Annotated in this window: 16 protein-coding genes and 1 pseudogene; 16 read left to right on the top strand and 1 reads right to left on the bottom strand. The window is 68.4% G+C overall.

Translation table 11 applies throughout. The features are described 5' to 3' along the window. The first annotated feature begins 29 nt into the window (after positions 1-29). Together IE660_RS14280 and IE660_RS14285 are read left to right on the top strand one after the other, a co-directional pair. Positions 30-404: a DUF1707 SHOCT-like domain-containing protein gene (locus IE660_RS14280; protein WP_203569056.1), complete on the top strand. Its 375-nt coding sequence runs from the start codon at positions 30-32 to the stop codon at positions 402-404. 330 nt (positions 405-734) lie between these two features. After that, complete coding sequence (locus IE660_RS14285; protein WP_203569057.1) at positions 735-1,844, top strand: neutral zinc metallopeptidase; 1,110 nt, start codon at positions 735-737, stop codon at positions 1,842-1,844. A gap of 24 nt (positions 1,845-1,868) precedes the next feature. Here IE660_RS14285 and IE660_RS14290 read toward each other — a convergent pair. Further along, a pseudogene (locus IE660_RS14290) lies at positions 1,869-2,105 on the bottom strand (YciI family protein); the annotation flags it as partial. A gap of 98 nt (positions 2,106-2,203) precedes the next feature. Between IE660_RS14290 and IE660_RS14295 the strand changes: the two are divergent. The 14 genes from IE660_RS14295 (at position 2,204) to IE660_RS15985 (ending at position 13,526) form a co-directional block, all read left to right on the top strand. After that, positions 2,204-3,154, top strand: a complete 951-nt coding sequence (locus IE660_RS14295) for an aldo/keto reductase (protein WP_203569058.1) — start codon at positions 2,204-2,206, stop codon at positions 3,152-3,154. Between the two features lie 133 nt (positions 3,155-3,287). Beyond that, positions 3,288-3,509, top strand: a complete 222-nt coding sequence (gene infA, locus IE660_RS14300; RefSeq protein ID WP_203569059.1) for a translation initiation factor IF-1 — start codon at positions 3,288-3,290, stop codon at positions 3,507-3,509. Positions 3,510-3,609: 100 nt separating this feature from the next. Further along, the gene (gene rpmJ / locus IE660_RS14305) at positions 3,610-3,723 is read left to right on the top strand and encodes a 50S ribosomal protein L36 (RefSeq protein WP_020575560.1); all 114 of its coding nucleotides are present in this window, start codon (positions 3,610-3,612) and stop codon (positions 3,721-3,723) included. A 270-nt stretch (positions 3,724-3,993) separates the two neighbouring features. After that, complete coding sequence (rpsM, locus tag IE660_RS14310) at positions 3,994-4,368, top strand: 30S ribosomal protein S13 (RefSeq protein WP_203569060.1); 375 nt, start codon at positions 3,994-3,996, stop codon at positions 4,366-4,368. 49 nt (positions 4,369-4,417) lie between these two features. Further along, the gene (rpsK, locus tag IE660_RS14315) at positions 4,418-4,831 is read left to right on the top strand and encodes a 30S ribosomal protein S11 (protein ID WP_203569061.1); all 414 of its coding nucleotides are present in this window, start codon (positions 4,418-4,420) and stop codon (positions 4,829-4,831) included. 33 nt (positions 4,832-4,864) lie between these two features. After that, complete coding sequence (gene rpsD, locus IE660_RS14320; RefSeq protein ID WP_203569062.1) at positions 4,865-5,470, top strand: 30S ribosomal protein S4; 606 nt, start codon at positions 4,865-4,867, stop codon at positions 5,468-5,470. Positions 5,471-5,548: 78 nt separating this feature from the next. Continuing rightward, a complete protein-coding gene (locus IE660_RS14325; RefSeq protein WP_203569063.1) occupies positions 5,549-6,568 on the top strand; it encodes a DNA-directed RNA polymerase subunit alpha in 1,020 nt (339 codons plus the stop codon). A gap of 34 nt (positions 6,569-6,602) precedes the next feature. Continuing rightward, on the top strand, positions 6,603-7,370 hold the full coding sequence (gene rplQ, locus IE660_RS14330) for a 50S ribosomal protein L17, sunset domain variant (protein WP_203569064.1): 768 nt from the start codon (positions 6,603-6,605) through the stop codon (positions 7,368-7,370). 83 nt (positions 7,371-7,453) lie between these two features. Then, positions 7,454-7,993 (top strand): AAA family ATPase, encoded by a 540-nt coding sequence (locus IE660_RS14335; RefSeq protein WP_203569065.1) that lies wholly within the window; start codon positions 7,454-7,456, stop codon positions 7,991-7,993. Positions 7,994-8,014: 21 nt separating this feature from the next. Beyond that, a complete protein-coding gene (locus IE660_RS14340) occupies positions 8,015-9,151 on the top strand; it encodes a glycosyltransferase (protein WP_328701971.1) in 1,137 nt (378 codons plus the stop codon). Further along, a complete protein-coding gene (locus IE660_RS14345) occupies positions 9,148-9,783 on the top strand; it encodes a hypothetical protein (RefSeq protein WP_407929033.1) in 636 nt (211 codons plus the stop codon). The genes IE660_RS14340 and IE660_RS14345 overlap by 4 nt, the downstream gene beginning before the upstream one ends. Next, positions 9,780-11,267 carry an arylsulfatase gene (locus tag IE660_RS14350; protein WP_203569066.1) on the top strand — a complete coding sequence of 496 codons (1,488 nt, stop codon included), beginning with the start codon at positions 9,780-9,782 and terminating at the stop codon, positions 11,265-11,267. The genes IE660_RS14345 and IE660_RS14350 overlap by 4 nt, the downstream gene beginning before the upstream one ends. A gap of 185 nt (positions 11,268-11,452) precedes the next feature. Further along, complete coding sequence (locus IE660_RS14355) at positions 11,453-12,586, top strand: ABC transporter permease (protein WP_203569067.1); 1,134 nt, start codon at positions 11,453-11,455, stop codon at positions 12,584-12,586. A 10-nt stretch (positions 12,587-12,596) separates the two neighbouring features. Beyond that, positions 12,597-13,526, top strand: a complete 930-nt coding sequence (locus IE660_RS15985; RefSeq protein ID WP_203569068.1) for an ABC transporter permease — start codon at positions 12,597-12,599, stop codon at positions 13,524-13,526. Positions 13,527-13,564: the final 38 nt, after the last annotated feature.

Genomic DNA, 13,564 nt, shown 5'->3' on the forward strand with positions numbered 1-13,564 from the left:
ACACCCGTCCCCGCGGCTAGTCTGGGGGGGTGAGCAACCTGCCGATCTCGTCCAAGTACCGCAGCCAGCCCGACCTGCCTGTGGACGACGAGGAGCGCGAGGGCCTCGTCGACCGGCTCAACAAGGCCTTCGGTGACGGCCTCATCGACCAGGACACCTACCGCGCGCACCTGGACCGGGTGTTCGAGGCGCGCACCCTCGGTGACCTGCTGCCGGTGGCGCAGGTGCTGCCCGCTCGTCCGACCCACCAACTGCCGGCGATCGTCGCGCAGGCCGACAGCGGCCCGCCGCCGGGGGAGTTGACCCCCGCGGTCAACGCCCAGCGCGCCGGTCTGGCCACCCTCGGCGTGGCCGGCGTGGGCCTCGTCCTGGCCCTGGTGTTGCTGCTGGTGATCCTGCTCTGAGCTGCCGCGACCGAAGGCGCAGCTGTCGCTCGGCAGCGGCCCCGCCGAGGCGACGACCCTCTGCTCGGCCAGAATGGGGGCATGAGCCAGCCGTACCCTCCGCAGGGGCCGCAACCGGGGTGGGGTGCCCAGCGTTGGTCATCGCCTCAGGGAGCTGCGCCCCAGCAGGGTGGTCCCCACTCCGGTGGATGGCCCCAGCAGGGCGGGTCGCAGCAGGGTGGCTGGCAGCAGCAGCCCTCGCCCGCTTGGCAGAACCAAGGTTGGCAGACCCCCTGGCCGGGCGGCGGCATGCCACCTGGCCCGCCACCGGGTGCTCAGCAGCCGCGTCCCATGCCCCGTGGTCCGATGCAGCCGGGCCCCCAGCCAGCCCACTACCAGCCCTACCGCAGTCCGTATCCCGCTGGCGCACGTCCTTACGCAGCGACACCACGCAGGAGTGGTTCGGGCTGCGGGGTGGCCGCCGGCGTGCTGGCGATCGTCGGCATCGGTGCCCTGGTGCTGATGGTCATCGGTGCAGCCTTCCTGAGCAGTGCCCGCAGCGCCAGCCCCACTGCCACCTGGACTCGTCCGCCCAGCACCGTGGCGCCCCAGCCCACCCCGACGCCCACCACCACGCGGCCCACGCCCACACCGACGCCGACGACGACGCGGCCCAGGCCCACACCCCGGCCCACGACCCCGAAGCCCACACCGGTCAAGCCGCTGCCCGACCGCAAGTGGGAGCAGTTGCCCGGACCGCACTCCAACCACCCGACCTGGGTGACGCTGCAGCGCAACAGGATCTACAGCTACGACATCCCGGTCCCCAAGTGCCCGGCGACACCGGCACCGTTCACCTCACGCAGCCAGTTCCGCACCTTCGCCACCAACTACCTGAACTGCCAGCACAACGCCTGGCTGCCGGTGTTCAAGCGCGCAGGACGGTCGCTACCCAAGCCCAAGGTGGTGTTCTTCAACGAGACGTCGACGTTGTCGACCCGCTGCGGAACGGTCAAGCGGTCACGGGTCTCGTTCTACTGTGGCCACCCCGACTACGGCAGCTACACGATCTTCGTCAACGAGAACCTGATGACGCAGTCGAACAACTGGTGGCGGCTGCGGGCCGCCGAGACCCTGAGCCACGAGTACGGCCACCACGTGCAGCAGATGTCATCGATCCTGGGAACGAGCTACCAGTTGCAGGGCTCGATGTCGACCAACGAGATCTCGCGGCGCATCGAGTTGCAGACCAGCTGCTGGTCGATGCGGATGCTCTACCACACCAAGTCGTTGGCCTTCACCCGCAGGGACCACGACATCATCTACGCCTGGACCGCGCGGGACCAGGACGCCAAGCATGGCTCGGCGGCGTCGATGCGCTACTGGTCGATGCGCGGGCTCTACATGTCCAAGATCAGCGGCTGCAACACCTGGGTGGTGGGGTCGAACGCCGTTCGCTGACGACGGTGGGACGAGCCAGCAGCCTCAGCCCTCGGCGAGGATGCCGATCACCGGGTTCCACTCGACCACGTCGACGTCGGTGACGAAGCCGTGGGTCTGGAACGGGTCGTCGAGGAGCTCCTGGCGCACCTGGTCGGCTGCATCGGCGCGCACCACCAGCAGCGCTCGTCCCGGCTCGGTGCCGAGCAGCGGCCCTGAAGCCACCAGGATGCCCTGGTCGACCAGGTCGCGCAGGAACCCGCGGTGCTCGGGACGCAGCGCATTTTTGCCCGGCTCGGTCGTCGCTGTAGGTGTAGTGCACGGCGAAGTAGCTCATGGACCGACCCTAGCCCCGGCGTCCCCCGTCGTAGGGTGGACCAATGAGCACCATGGGCATGCGAAGGCTCGGGCAGGGACCCGAGGTGGCGGTGATCGGTCTTGGCGGAAACAACTTCGGGCGGCAGGGCACCGCCACCGCGACCCAGGAGGGGGCCGACGCGGTGCTCGACGCGGCGCTCGCGGCCGGCATCACCCTGGTCGACACCGCCGAGCTCTACCAGGGCGGGGTCAGTGAGGAACTGATCGGCAACTGGCTGGCCTCGCGCGGCCACGTCGTCCAGATCGCCACCAAGTTCGGCAACCGCAACGGCGGTGGGCCGGGCAGCGAGGAATGGGGCAACCCGGGCTCGGCAGGCTACGTGCGCAAGGCGTGCGACGCCTCGCTGAAGCGCCTGCGGATCGAGGCGATCGACCTCTACCAGCAGCACACACCCGACCCGCACACCCCGATCGAGGAGACCCTGGGTGCGCTGGATGAGCTGGTCAAGGCCGGCAAGGTCAAGGCGATCGGCCACTCGAACTTCTCGTCGGTGCAGATGCGCAGTGCCGACCGGGTGGCCCGCGAGCGGGGGCTGACCCCGTTCGTCTCGGCGCAGAACAACTACTCGCTGGTCGAGCGTGAGATCGAACGCGCCGACCTGGGGGCGATCAACGACCTGGGCCTGGGCCTGTTGCCGTTCTTCCCGCTCGCGTCGGGTCTGTTGACCGGCAAGTACTCCGCGGGCGCTCGTCCCGAGGGTGGTCGGCTGAGTGGACGAGACGACGTGCTCGCCAAGGTCGACTGGCAGCGGCTCGACGCCTACGCCGAGCTCTGCCGGCGCGCAGGCCGCTCGATGCTCGAGGTGAGCATCGGCTGGCTGCTGGCCCAGCCCGGCGTGACCTGCGTGATCGCCGGTGCCACCACCCCCGACCAAGTACGGGCCAACGCGGCCGCCGGACGCGAGGTGCTGGACGACGACCTGGTCGAGCAGGTGTCGGCACTGTTCGCCTGAAGGCGGGGTTGCCGAGCGCCCAGTGGGGGCGCGGATCGGGCTCGGGGGCGATTTGGGCCCCGGCGGCCCCGGGGCGTAGAGTGGGCAGTCGGTCACGTGTGACCGAAGGATCTCCCAACCAACTTAGGACGCAATGGCGAAGAAAGAGGGAGCCCTCGAACTCGAGGGCACCGTGGTCGAGGCACTGCCGAACGCGATGTTCCGCGTGGAGTTGGCCAACGGCCACAGGGTTCTGGCAACCATCAGTGGCAAGATGCGGCAGCACTACATCCGCATCCTTCCCTCTGACCGGGTCGTCGTCGAACTGTCCCCCTACGATCTGACCCGCGGCCGCATCGTCTACCGGCACAAGTGACCGGTCGACAGGGCTGATCCACCGCACCACCCACCATTCACCGCTCCACGTCTGGCATGCCCGTCATGCCCGAGGTGGTCCGAGACCAGAAAGTTGCTCGATGAAGGTTCAGCCGAGCGTCAAGAAGATCTGCGACAAGTGCAAGGTGATCCGCCGGCACGGTCGCGTGATGGTGATCTGCGAGAACCCGCGCCACAAGCAGCGCCAGGGCTGAGCCCCGGCCCGCTGCGGCGGTCGCAGAACACCGCGGACCTGGTCCGCAGCACAACGAAAGATCTGTTGACAACTCCACACCCACAACGTGCACGCAAGGCCGGCTGACGCCGGTCGCACCCTCGGACGAAGGCCGAGGCCCCAGTGAGCCGGAACACCTGCCATCGGGGACGCGTCACGCAACACACCTTCGCGGTCATCCCAGCCGAACTCCACACACCCTGCGGGAAACAGGGGGAGTCGGGACCGACAGCATTGAAAGGGAAGCCAGATGGCACGCCTCATCGGTGTCGACCTGCCGCGCGAGAAGCGCCTCGAGGTCGCACTCACCTACATCTTCGGCGTCGGACGCACCCGCGCCAAGCAGACCCTCGAGGCCACCGGCATCAGCGGTGACATTCGGGTCCACCAGCTCAACGACGAACAGTTGGTCGCCCTGCGTGACCACATCGAGGCCAACTACGAGGTCGAGGGTGACCTGCGTCGTGAGGTGGCCGCCGACATCCGCCGCAAGGTCGAGATCGGCACCTACCAGGGCCGTCGCCACCGCAGTGGCATGCCGGTCCGTGGCCAGCGCACCCGTACCAACGCACGTACTCGCAAGGGCAAGAAGAAGGCCGTCGCGGGCAAGAAGAAGGCCCGCTGACGCCCGGCGTCGGTTGACCACACCGAAGATCTGAGGAGAAACCAGACTCATGGCCACTGCCAGCCGCAAGAGCGCCGCCGCCGCTAAGACCAAGGTGCGTCGCAAGGAGAAGAAGAACATCGTTGCCGGTCAGGCTCACATCAAGTCGACCTTCAACAACACCATCATCGCCATCACCGACCCCACCGGGGCCGTGATCTCGTGGGCCTCCGCCGGCACCGTCGGCTTCAAGGGCTCGCGCAAGTCCACCCCGTTCGCCGCCCAGATGGCCGCCGAGAACGCCGGCCGTCGCGCCATGGAGCACGGCATGAAGCGGGTCGACGTGTTCGTCAAGGGTCCGGGCTCCGGCCGTGAGACCGCCATCCGTTCGCTGGCCGCCGTGGGCCTCGAGGTCGGAGCGATCTCCGACGTCACCCCGGTCGCCCACAACGGCTGCCGTCCCCCCAAGCCCCGTCGCAACTGACCGACCCGAGAAACTCAAAGGACCGATACCGCAATGGCCCGCTACACCGGACCCATGACCCGCAAGTCCCGTCGCCTCGGGACTGACCTCGTCGGCAACGACAAGGCCTTCGAGCGCCGCCCGTACCCCCCCGGCCAGCACGGTCGCGGTCGTACCAAGGACTCGGAGTACTCGCTGCAGCTGCGCGAGAAGCAGAAGGCGCGCTTCGCCTACGGCGTGCTCGAGAAGCAGTTCCGCCGCTACTACGCCGAGGCCGACGGCAAGCCCGGCAAGACCGGTGACCTGCTGCTGCAGATCCTCGAGTCGCGCCTGGACAACGTCATCTACCGCGCCGGCTTCGCCAACACCCGCCGCCAGGCCCGCCAGCTGGTCGTCCACGGCCACTTCCTGGTCAACGGCGAGAAGGTGAACATCCCGTCCTACCGCGTCACCGCGCACGACGTCATCGACGTCAAGCCCAAGTCGTACGAGCTGCACCCGCTGGTGATCGCTCGTGAGACCCACGGCGAGCGCGAGGTGCCCGCCTGGATGGAGGTGCGTCCCAACAAGATGCGCATCCTGATCCACCAGCTCCCGACCCGTGAGCAGATCACGGTCGACGTCCAGGAGCAGATGATCGTCGAGCTCTACTCCAAGTGAGTCACCGGCCGGGGTGAACTGGTCACCCCGGCCTTCAGACGCGCCGTCAAATGGTGGTCGGCGCGGGAAGGAACACCCATGCTCATCTCCCAGCGTCCGACCCTGTCGGAGGAGGTCGTCAGCGAGCACCGCTCACGGTTCGTCATCGAGCCGCTCGAGCCGGGCTTCGGCTACACCCTGGGCAACTCGCTGCGTCGCACCCTGCTGTCGTCCATCCCGGGCGCTGCGGTGACCAGCATCAAGATCGAGGGCAACCAGCACGAGTTCTCCACCCTGGAGGGCGTCGTCGAGGACGTCACCGAGATCATCCTGAACCTCAAGATGCTGGTGCTGTCGTCCGAGGAGGACGAGCCGGTGACCATGTACCTGAGCAAGTCGGGCGCCGGTGCGGTGACCGCTGCCGACATCCAGGCCCCGGCCGGTGTCGAGGTGCACAACCCCGACCTGCACATCGCCAGCCTGAACGAGAACGGCAAGATCGAGATGGAGCTCGAGGTCGAGCGTGGCCGCGGCTACGTCTCGAGCGCTCTCAACAAGGACGACGACGACGAGATCGGCCGCATCCCGGTCGACTCGATCTACTCGCCGGTGCTCAAGGTCACCTACAAGGTCGAGGCCACCCGTGTCGAGCAGCGCACCGACTTCGACCGTCTCGTGGTCGACGTCGAGACCAAGCCGTCGATGCTGCCGCGCGACGCCGTCGCCTCGGCCGGGCGCACCCTGGTCGAGCTGTTCGGCCTGGCCCGTGAGCTCAACGTCGACGCCGAGGGCATCGAGATCGGCCCGTCGCCGGTCGACGAGCAGCTCGCCGCCGACCTGGCCCTGCCGGTCGAGGAGCTCAACCTGACCGTCCGCTCCTACAACTGCCTCAAGCGCGAGGGCATCCACACCGTGGGTGAGCTGCTCGGACGCAGCGAGCAGGACCTGCTCGACATCCGCAACTTCGGCTCCAAGTCGATCGTGGAGGTCAAGGAGAAGCTGGCCGAGCTCGGCCTGTCGCTCAAGGACTCCAACCCCGGCTTCGACCCGCTGAGCGCCGTGGCGCGCTACGACGACGAGGTCGAGGACGAGGACTACGCCGAGACCGAGCAGTACTGATCCGCACCCTGTTCACACGAAAGAGATCCACACCATGCCCAAGCCCACCAAGGGACCCCGCTTCGGCGGTTCGCCGCAGCACCAGCGGGTCATCCTGGCCAACCTGGCCAGCCAGTTGTTCGAACACGGCCGGATCACCACCACCGAGGCCAAGGCCAAGCGCGTGCGTCCGCTGGCCGAGCGCCTGATCAGCAAGGCCAAGCGCGGCGACCTGCACAACCGTCGCATCGTGCTGTCGACGATCACCGACAAGTCGGTCGTGCACACCCTGTTCGCCGAGATCGCCCCCCAGTTCGAGGGTCGTGACGGCGGCTACACCCGCATCACCAAGGTCGGCAACCGCAAGGGCGACAACGCCCCCATGGCCGTGCTCGAGCTGGTGACCGAGTCGGTCGAGGACGGCCGCAAGGCCAAGGGCCGCACTGCCAAGGCTGCCCCGAAGGCTGCCGCCAAGGCCGAGGCCACCGACGAGCCGACCGCTGCGGAGAAGTTCGAGGCCAAGGCCGAGGACGTCGAGGTCGCCACCGTCTCCGAGGTCGCCGAGGCCGACGAGGCCGCTGCCGACGAGACCGCTGCCGACGACGCCAAGGACTACGGCGAGGGCTCGTTCCGTGGTGAGGAGGCCCCCGAGGGCTTCGACATCAAGGGCAACGAGAACTCGATGAAGTTCCACACCCCCGAGTCGCCGTGGTACTCCCAGACCATCGCCGAGGTCTGGTTCAACTCGGCCGAGGCTGCCGAGGCCGCCGGCTTCGTCAACGCGGTCAGTGACGACGAGGACGACGAGAAGGCCGACGCCTGATCGTCCACCACTGACGCCTACGAGCGCCCGATCCCCGCGTGGGGTCGGGCGCTCGTCGCATGCTCGTCCCTAGGCTGTGCCGGGTGAGCACCTGCGGCAGCCCCGAGACCCGCCTGGTCGTGCTGCGCGGCAACTCCGCCAGCGGCAAGACCACCGTGGCCAGGCTGCTGCAGGCCCAGATGCCGGGGCAGCTGGCCTGGGTCGGCCAGGACGTGATGCGCCGCGACGTGCTCAAGATTCGCGACCGCGACGACAACCCGGCCATCGGCCTGATCGACACCGTCGTCCGCCACGCCCTCGACCAGGGCTTCCACGTGGTGCTCGAGGGCATCCTGCACTCGCGGATCTACCAGGAGATGCTGCGTACCCTGGTCGCCGACCACCTCGGGCTGACCCGGTGCTTCCGCTACCGGATCAGCTTCGACGAGACCGTACGGCGCCACGCCACCAAGCCCCAGGCCGCCGAGTACGGCGCCGAGCTGATGAGCCAGTGGTACCGCCCCGACGACCCGATCGCCGGTCTCGACGAGCAGGTGTTCGACGAGTCGGTGAGTCTGCACCAGGCCCTGGAGGCGATCCGAGGCAGTGTCGACTGGCCCATCCTGCGACCCCCTCCCGAGTGAGGCTCGACTAGGGTGGATCACGTGCCTGACACCCCGCGGTTGCGGATCGCCCAGCTGGCCAACTTCGTCGGACCCGTCTCCGGTGGCATGAAGGTGGCGATCAACGCGCTGGGACGGGGTTACGTCGCCGCCGGCCACGAACGCATCCTGGTCATTCCCGGCGAGCAGGACAGCTACGAGGAGACCGTGGACGGCATCCTCGTCCAGGTGCGGGCCCCGAAGATCAGCCCGCACTACCGGATGATCGCCCAGCCGTGGCGGGCCCTCGACGTGCTCGACCGGTTCAAGCCCACCTCGATCGAGGTCTCGGACAAGTGGACGCTGTCGCCCGCCGCCCGATGGGCCCGCAAGCGGGGTATCGGGTCAGCCCTGTTCAGCCATGAGCGGCTCGACGACATGCTCGCCCTGTGGCTCAAGCGCCAGTTCGGGGTCGAAGCCGTCGTCGGTGCCCTCAACCGTCGGCTGAGCAAGAACTTCGACACGGTCGTGGTGACCAGCCAGTACGCCGCCGAGGAGTTCGCCGACACCGGCGCCACGCTGTGGTCGGTGCCGCTGGGGGTCGACCTGGAGACCTTCCACCCCTCGAAGGGCGAGCCTCCCGCGCTGACCGGGTCACCGGACGAGGTGGTCGAGCTGTGCTACGTGGGCCGGATGTCGCACGAGAAGAGTCCTGAACTGGCCCTCGACACCGCCCTCGAACTGCACCGTCGTGGTCGTCGGGTGCACCTGACCATGTACGGCACCGGCCCTGACGTCGAGGCGCTGCGCCGACGTGCCGGCGACGCGCCGGTCACCTTCGCAGGCTTCGTCGACGGCCGGGACGAGGTGGCCGCCCGGTTCGCGCGAAGCCACGTCTCGCTGTCGGTCTGCCCAGCCGAGACCTTCGGGCTGGCGGTGCTCGAGGCCTTGGCCAGCGGCACCCCTGTGCTGACCAGCAACCAAGGTGGGGGAGTGGAGCTGATCGACGCCGCCAGCGGTGCCAGTGGCGACCCCGACCCGGCCTCTCTGGCCGACGCCGCCGAGGAGCTGATCACCCGCCTGGGGCCGCAGACGCGACAGGCGGCGCGGGCCCGCGCCGAGCAGTACTCGTGGGACCGTTCGGTGGCGAGGATGCTCGAACTGCACCACCGACTCAACCGGAAGGAGAAGCAGGGATGAGTGCACTGCGCTCCCTGGGCGTGATCGCAGGGCTTGCGGCCGCCCCTGTCGTCCTCAAGGCACCACCGGCCGTGCCTGCCCAGCCGGGTGAGCCGACCACGTTGGACGAGGTCGTCGGCCGCTGCCGCGACTCGCGCCTGGCCGGCTGGGACCTGGTCGGCCTGGCCCAGCAACTCGTCCACGACCGCTACACCCACTACTCGGCCTGGCACCTGTGGCAGAGTCCGCAGCAGTCCTTCGCCAACGGACGAGGCCTGTCGAACCAGTACAACTCCGCCCTGGCCCAAGTGCTCGAGGAGCTGGGCTTCGAGGTGCGTCGGGTGCACGCTGCCCGGGTGCGGCTGGAGCGGGCTCCCTGGTGGCACAGCGGCCACACCTGGCTCAAGGTCACCCACGAGGGCCGCACCCGCGACGTCTGCGCCTCACGGCCGTCCACCGCTCCCGGGCGGGTGGCCTTCGTCCCGGTGACGCCGGTGCGACCGTTCACCGGCCTGACCAACCTCAACACCACGCTCGGCCTCGCCCCATTCGTCATCGAGGCGGTCTGGCGCAGCCTGCTCACCCGGGAACCGACGCCGCGCTGGCTCTACCGGCGATTCGGCGAACCGGTCACCACCGGGAGCCTGCCATGAGCCAAGGATCCGACAAGCGACCCAACATCGTGCTGGTCTGCGTCGACCAGATGCGTGGGGACGCACTGTCGGCGGCCGGCCACCCGGTGGTGCGCACCCCGTGGCTGGACGAGCTGGTGCACGAGGGAACCGCCTTCCGCCACGCCTACTCGGCCACGCCCACCTGCGTACCGGCCCGGGTGGCGCTGTTCACCGGGCAGTCGCAGGAGCGCCACGGCCGCTACGGCTACCGCGAGGGCGTGCCCTTCACCCAGGCCCACCCGGTCACCCTGCAGGGCTGCCTGCGTGAGGCGGGCTACCAGACCCAGGCGATCGGCAAGATGCACGTGCACCCGCCCCGGGCCCGCTGCGGCTTCGACGACGTGGTGCTGCACGACGGCTTCCTGCACGCGGTGCGCAGGGCCGACGACCGTCACGAGGCGAGCGACGACTACTTGGCGTGGCTGCGCCGCCAGCCCGGCATGGCCGCAGCCGACATCCTGGACGACGCACTCAGCTGCAACGCGATCACGGCCAGGCCCTACGACAAGCCCGAGGCGCTGCATCCCACGACCGGGCTGGTCAGCGAGGCGATCGACTGGCTCGAGCGCCGCGACCCGACCGTGCCCTTCTTCCTCTACCTGTCGTTCCACCGCCCGCACGCCCCGCTCGACCCGCCGCAGTGGGCCTTCGACCAGTACCTGTCCGCCGACACCGGCGAGCCGGTCGTGGGCGACTGGGTCGACGCACTGGACGAGCACCGCACCGACCACCGACCCGAGGCCCAGTTCGGCGCGCAGCACCCCGATGTGCTGCACCGGGCCCGGGCTGGTTACTACGGCAACATCACCCACATCGACCACCAGATCTACCGCTTCCGTGAGGCACTGGCGGCTGCAGGGTTGGCCGACGACACCGTGATCGTGTTCGTCTCAGACCACGGCGACATGATGGGCGACCACCACCACCAGAGGAAGTCGGTGGGCTACGAGGGCAGCGCCCGGGTGCCGTTCATCGTCCGTTTGCCGTCGGGGCAGGAGCAGCAGCGTGGCCGCTGGCGCGACGAGGTGGTCGAGTTGCGTGACGTGATGCCCACCGTGCTCGACCTGGCCGAGGTCGACATTCCCGACAGCGTCGACGGACGAAGTGTGGCCGACCTGCTGCGCGGTCAGGACGACCAGCCGTGGCGCGACCACCTGCACGGTGAGCACGTGATCAGCCACTACGGCGTGGTCGAGTCGATGCACTGGGTGACCGACGGCCACCGCAAGTTCTGTTGGCTGTCGGGCTCAGGTCGCGAGCAGTTCTTCGACCTGGACGACGACCCGACCGAGTGCCACGACCTGTCGGCGACTCCCGAGCGGTCGGACGAGCTCGGCCACTGGCGTGGGCTGCTGGTCGAGGCCCTGCGGGCTAGGGACGAAGGCTTCGTCCACGAAGGTGGCTTGGTGGCCGGACGCCCCGTTCGCACCGAGGCCACGTGGGTGCCGCTCGTTGCGCGATGACAGCCTGAGAACGGTCGCGCACGTCGTCTGGCATTGTTGCAGGGCTCGCCGCCTGAGGTGATGAGGCAGTCCGGACCACCGTTTCGGGCGAAACCCTTGACACGGCTTCCCGTCTCGACATACCTTCTGTGAATCCTTTTACGTAAATAGTTTTACACGTTTCCGGTCCACGAAGGAGTGACCAGATGAGCGAGGAACGGCTGACCTCTCAGCCGACGCGACGCCTGGGCGCCGGCCCACGCGAGATCGTCACCGAGGTTCCGCTGACCACCGCCGGTGCGGCACGGCCACTCGGACGACTGGCGGCGATGGGGCACGGCCGCTCGCGCTACTTCCTGCGCAGGATCGGTGCCTACTTGGTGGTGGCGTGGGCAGCGGTGACCCTGAACTTCATCATTCCCCGGTTCATGCCGGGTGACCCGGCCCAAGCGGTGCTGCGGCGCATCCAGTACACCACCGGCCAGGAGCCGACCCAGAGCCAGATCGAGGCCGTCCGGCGGATCTACGGCGACCCGCAGAAGAACATCATTGGCCAGTACTTCGACTACTGGAAGGGCGTGGTGCAGTTCGACTTCGGCGTCTCGACCACCAGTTACCCCACCCCGGTCGCCGACCTGATCCTGCAGGCGCTGCCCTGGACGCTGTTCCTGGTCGGCAGCACCACGATCATCGCTTGGCTGATCGGCACCGCGTTGGGCGCCATCATGGGTTGGAAGCCCGGCAACGCCTTCGACTCGATCTTCGCGCCGCTGACCACCTTCTTCCACGCCTTCCCCGGGTTCTGGCTCGGTCTGGTCATGCTGTGGATCTTCGCGATCAAGCTCAAGTGGTTCCCGGTTTCGGGAGGCTACGACCCGAGCGTGCCCTACAGCCTTGGCAACTTCTGGTTCGTCATGTCGGTGCTGTTCTACGGCGCCCTGCCGATGTTCGCGCTGGTCTTCATCGGCTTCAACGGCTGGCTGTTCAGCATGCGCAACGTCATGGTGGCCACCGGCACCGAGGACTACGTGCTGCTGGCCCGAGCCAAGGGACTGCCCGAGACCCGCGTGCTGTTCGGCTACGCCGCCCGCAACGCCCTGCTGCCCAACGTCACCGGGTTGGCCATGGCGATCGGTGGCGTGATCGGCGGCACGGTGCTGATCGAGGCGGTGTTCACCTATCCCGGCATGGGCTACCTGCTGCAGAGCTCGATCGCGAACCACGACTTCCCGACCATGCAGACCGTGCTGCTGATGCTGACCGCCGCCGCCATCGTCGCGAACTTCATCGCCGACTCCATCTACGTCCTGCTCGACCCGCGGGTCGCCGACACCAACTGAGGAGCTGGCCGTGTTCGAAGGATTTCTGCGCAACCGCCGGGTGCAGACCGGCCTGGCCATCTTCGGCTTCTTCGTGTTCGTCGCCGTCTTCGGCGACCTGCTGCTCAAGCTGGTCGGCTTCGGCCCCCTCGACGTCGACTACGACGCCCTGCACACCCCGCCCGGCCACGGCGGCCACCTGCTCGGCACCACCATCTCGGGGCAGGACGTGCTCGCCCAACTGATCTCCGGCGCCCGGGGCTCGATGGCCGTGGGGACCCTGTCCGCCCTGCTGGCCATCGGCCTCGGCGCGCTGATCGGAGTCTCGTCCGGCTTCTTCGGCGGCATCTACGACACGATCATGAACGGCATCACCAACGTCTTCATGACCATGCCGTCGTTCGCCCTCACCCTGATTGCCGCCGGCTACATCTCGGCCGCCGGCGGACCCGGGTCGAACGCCATGGGCTGGGCGTTGATGGCCTTCCTGATCGGCATCTTCGAGTGGCCGGGCATGGCCCGCTACCTGCGGGCCCAGACGCTCACCCTGCGCGGACGCGACTGGGCGATGGCCACCAAGCTGCTCGGTGAGTCCCGCTGGCGGATGGTGTTCTCGGAGGTGTTCCCGCACCTGCTGGGCATCGTGTCGGCCACCTTCCTGCGCGCCATCATGGCCGGCATCCTCGCCGAGGCCGGACTGAACTTCCTCGGCGTCTCGACCGGTGGCGTCATCAGCTGGGGAACCATGATCACCAACGCCCAGACCCAGGGCGCGCTGACCCTGGGCTGGTGGTGGTGGTTCATCACCCCCGGCCTGGCCATCGCCTTCATCGGCACCGCCGCCGCGCTGGTCAACTTCGGCCTCGACGAGGTCACCAACCCCAAGCTCCGCACCGGCAACACCCGTGCGGTCAACAAGTTCAACAAGGCCCAGCGCAAGGCCGCTGCGGTCGCCGACTGAGCGCCCCGGCGCCGGCACAACTGCACAAGGTCAACACC

The organism is Aestuariimicrobium ganziense (assembly GCF_015352975.1).
In the GTDB taxonomy this organism is placed as follows: domain Bacteria; phylum Actinomycetota; class Actinomycetes; order Propionibacteriales; family Propionibacteriaceae; genus Aestuariimicrobium; species Aestuariimicrobium ganziense.

Bases quoted from the DNA above. Each gene is read 5' to 3' on its own strand.
- IE660_RS14325 (WP_203569063.1), top strand. From the start codon at position 5,549: ATGCTCATCTCCCAGCGTCCGACCCTGTCGGAGGAGGTCGTCAGCGAG.
- rpsD (WP_203569062.1), top strand. From the start codon at position 4,865: ATGGCCCGCTACACCGGACCCATGACCCGCAAGTCCCGTCGCCTCGGG.
- rpmJ (WP_020575560.1), top strand. From the start codon at position 3,610: ATGAAGGTTCAGCCGAGCGTCAAGAAGATCTGCGACAAGTGCAAGGTG.
- IE660_RS14350 (WP_203569066.1), top strand. From the start codon at position 9,780: ATGAGCCAAGGATCCGACAAGCGACCCAACATCGTGCTGGTCTGCGTC.
- IE660_RS14295 (WP_203569058.1), top strand. From the start codon at position 2,204: ATGAGCACCATGGGCATGCGAAGGCTCGGGCAGGGACCCGAGGTGGCG.
- rpsM (WP_203569060.1), top strand. From the start codon at position 3,994: ATGGCACGCCTCATCGGTGTCGACCTGCCGCGCGAGAAGCGCCTCGAG.
- infA (WP_203569059.1), top strand. From the start codon at position 3,288: ATGGCGAAGAAAGAGGGAGCCCTCGAACTCGAGGGCACCGTGGTCGAG.
- IE660_RS14345 (WP_407929033.1), top strand. From the start codon at position 9,148: ATGAGTGCACTGCGCTCCCTGGGCGTGATCGCAGGGCTTGCGGCCGCC.
- rplQ (WP_203569064.1), top strand. From the start codon at position 6,603: ATGCCCAAGCCCACCAAGGGACCCCGCTTCGGCGGTTCGCCGCAGCAC.
- rpsK (WP_203569061.1), top strand. From the start codon at position 4,418: ATGGCCACTGCCAGCCGCAAGAGCGCCGCCGCCGCTAAGACCAAGGTG.
- IE660_RS14355 (WP_203569067.1), top strand. From the start codon at position 11,453: ATGAGCGAGGAACGGCTGACCTCTCAGCCGACGCGACGCCTGGGCGCC.
- IE660_RS14285 (WP_203569057.1), top strand. From the start codon at position 735: ATGCCCCGTGGTCCGATGCAGCCGGGCCCCCAGCCAGCCCACTACCAG.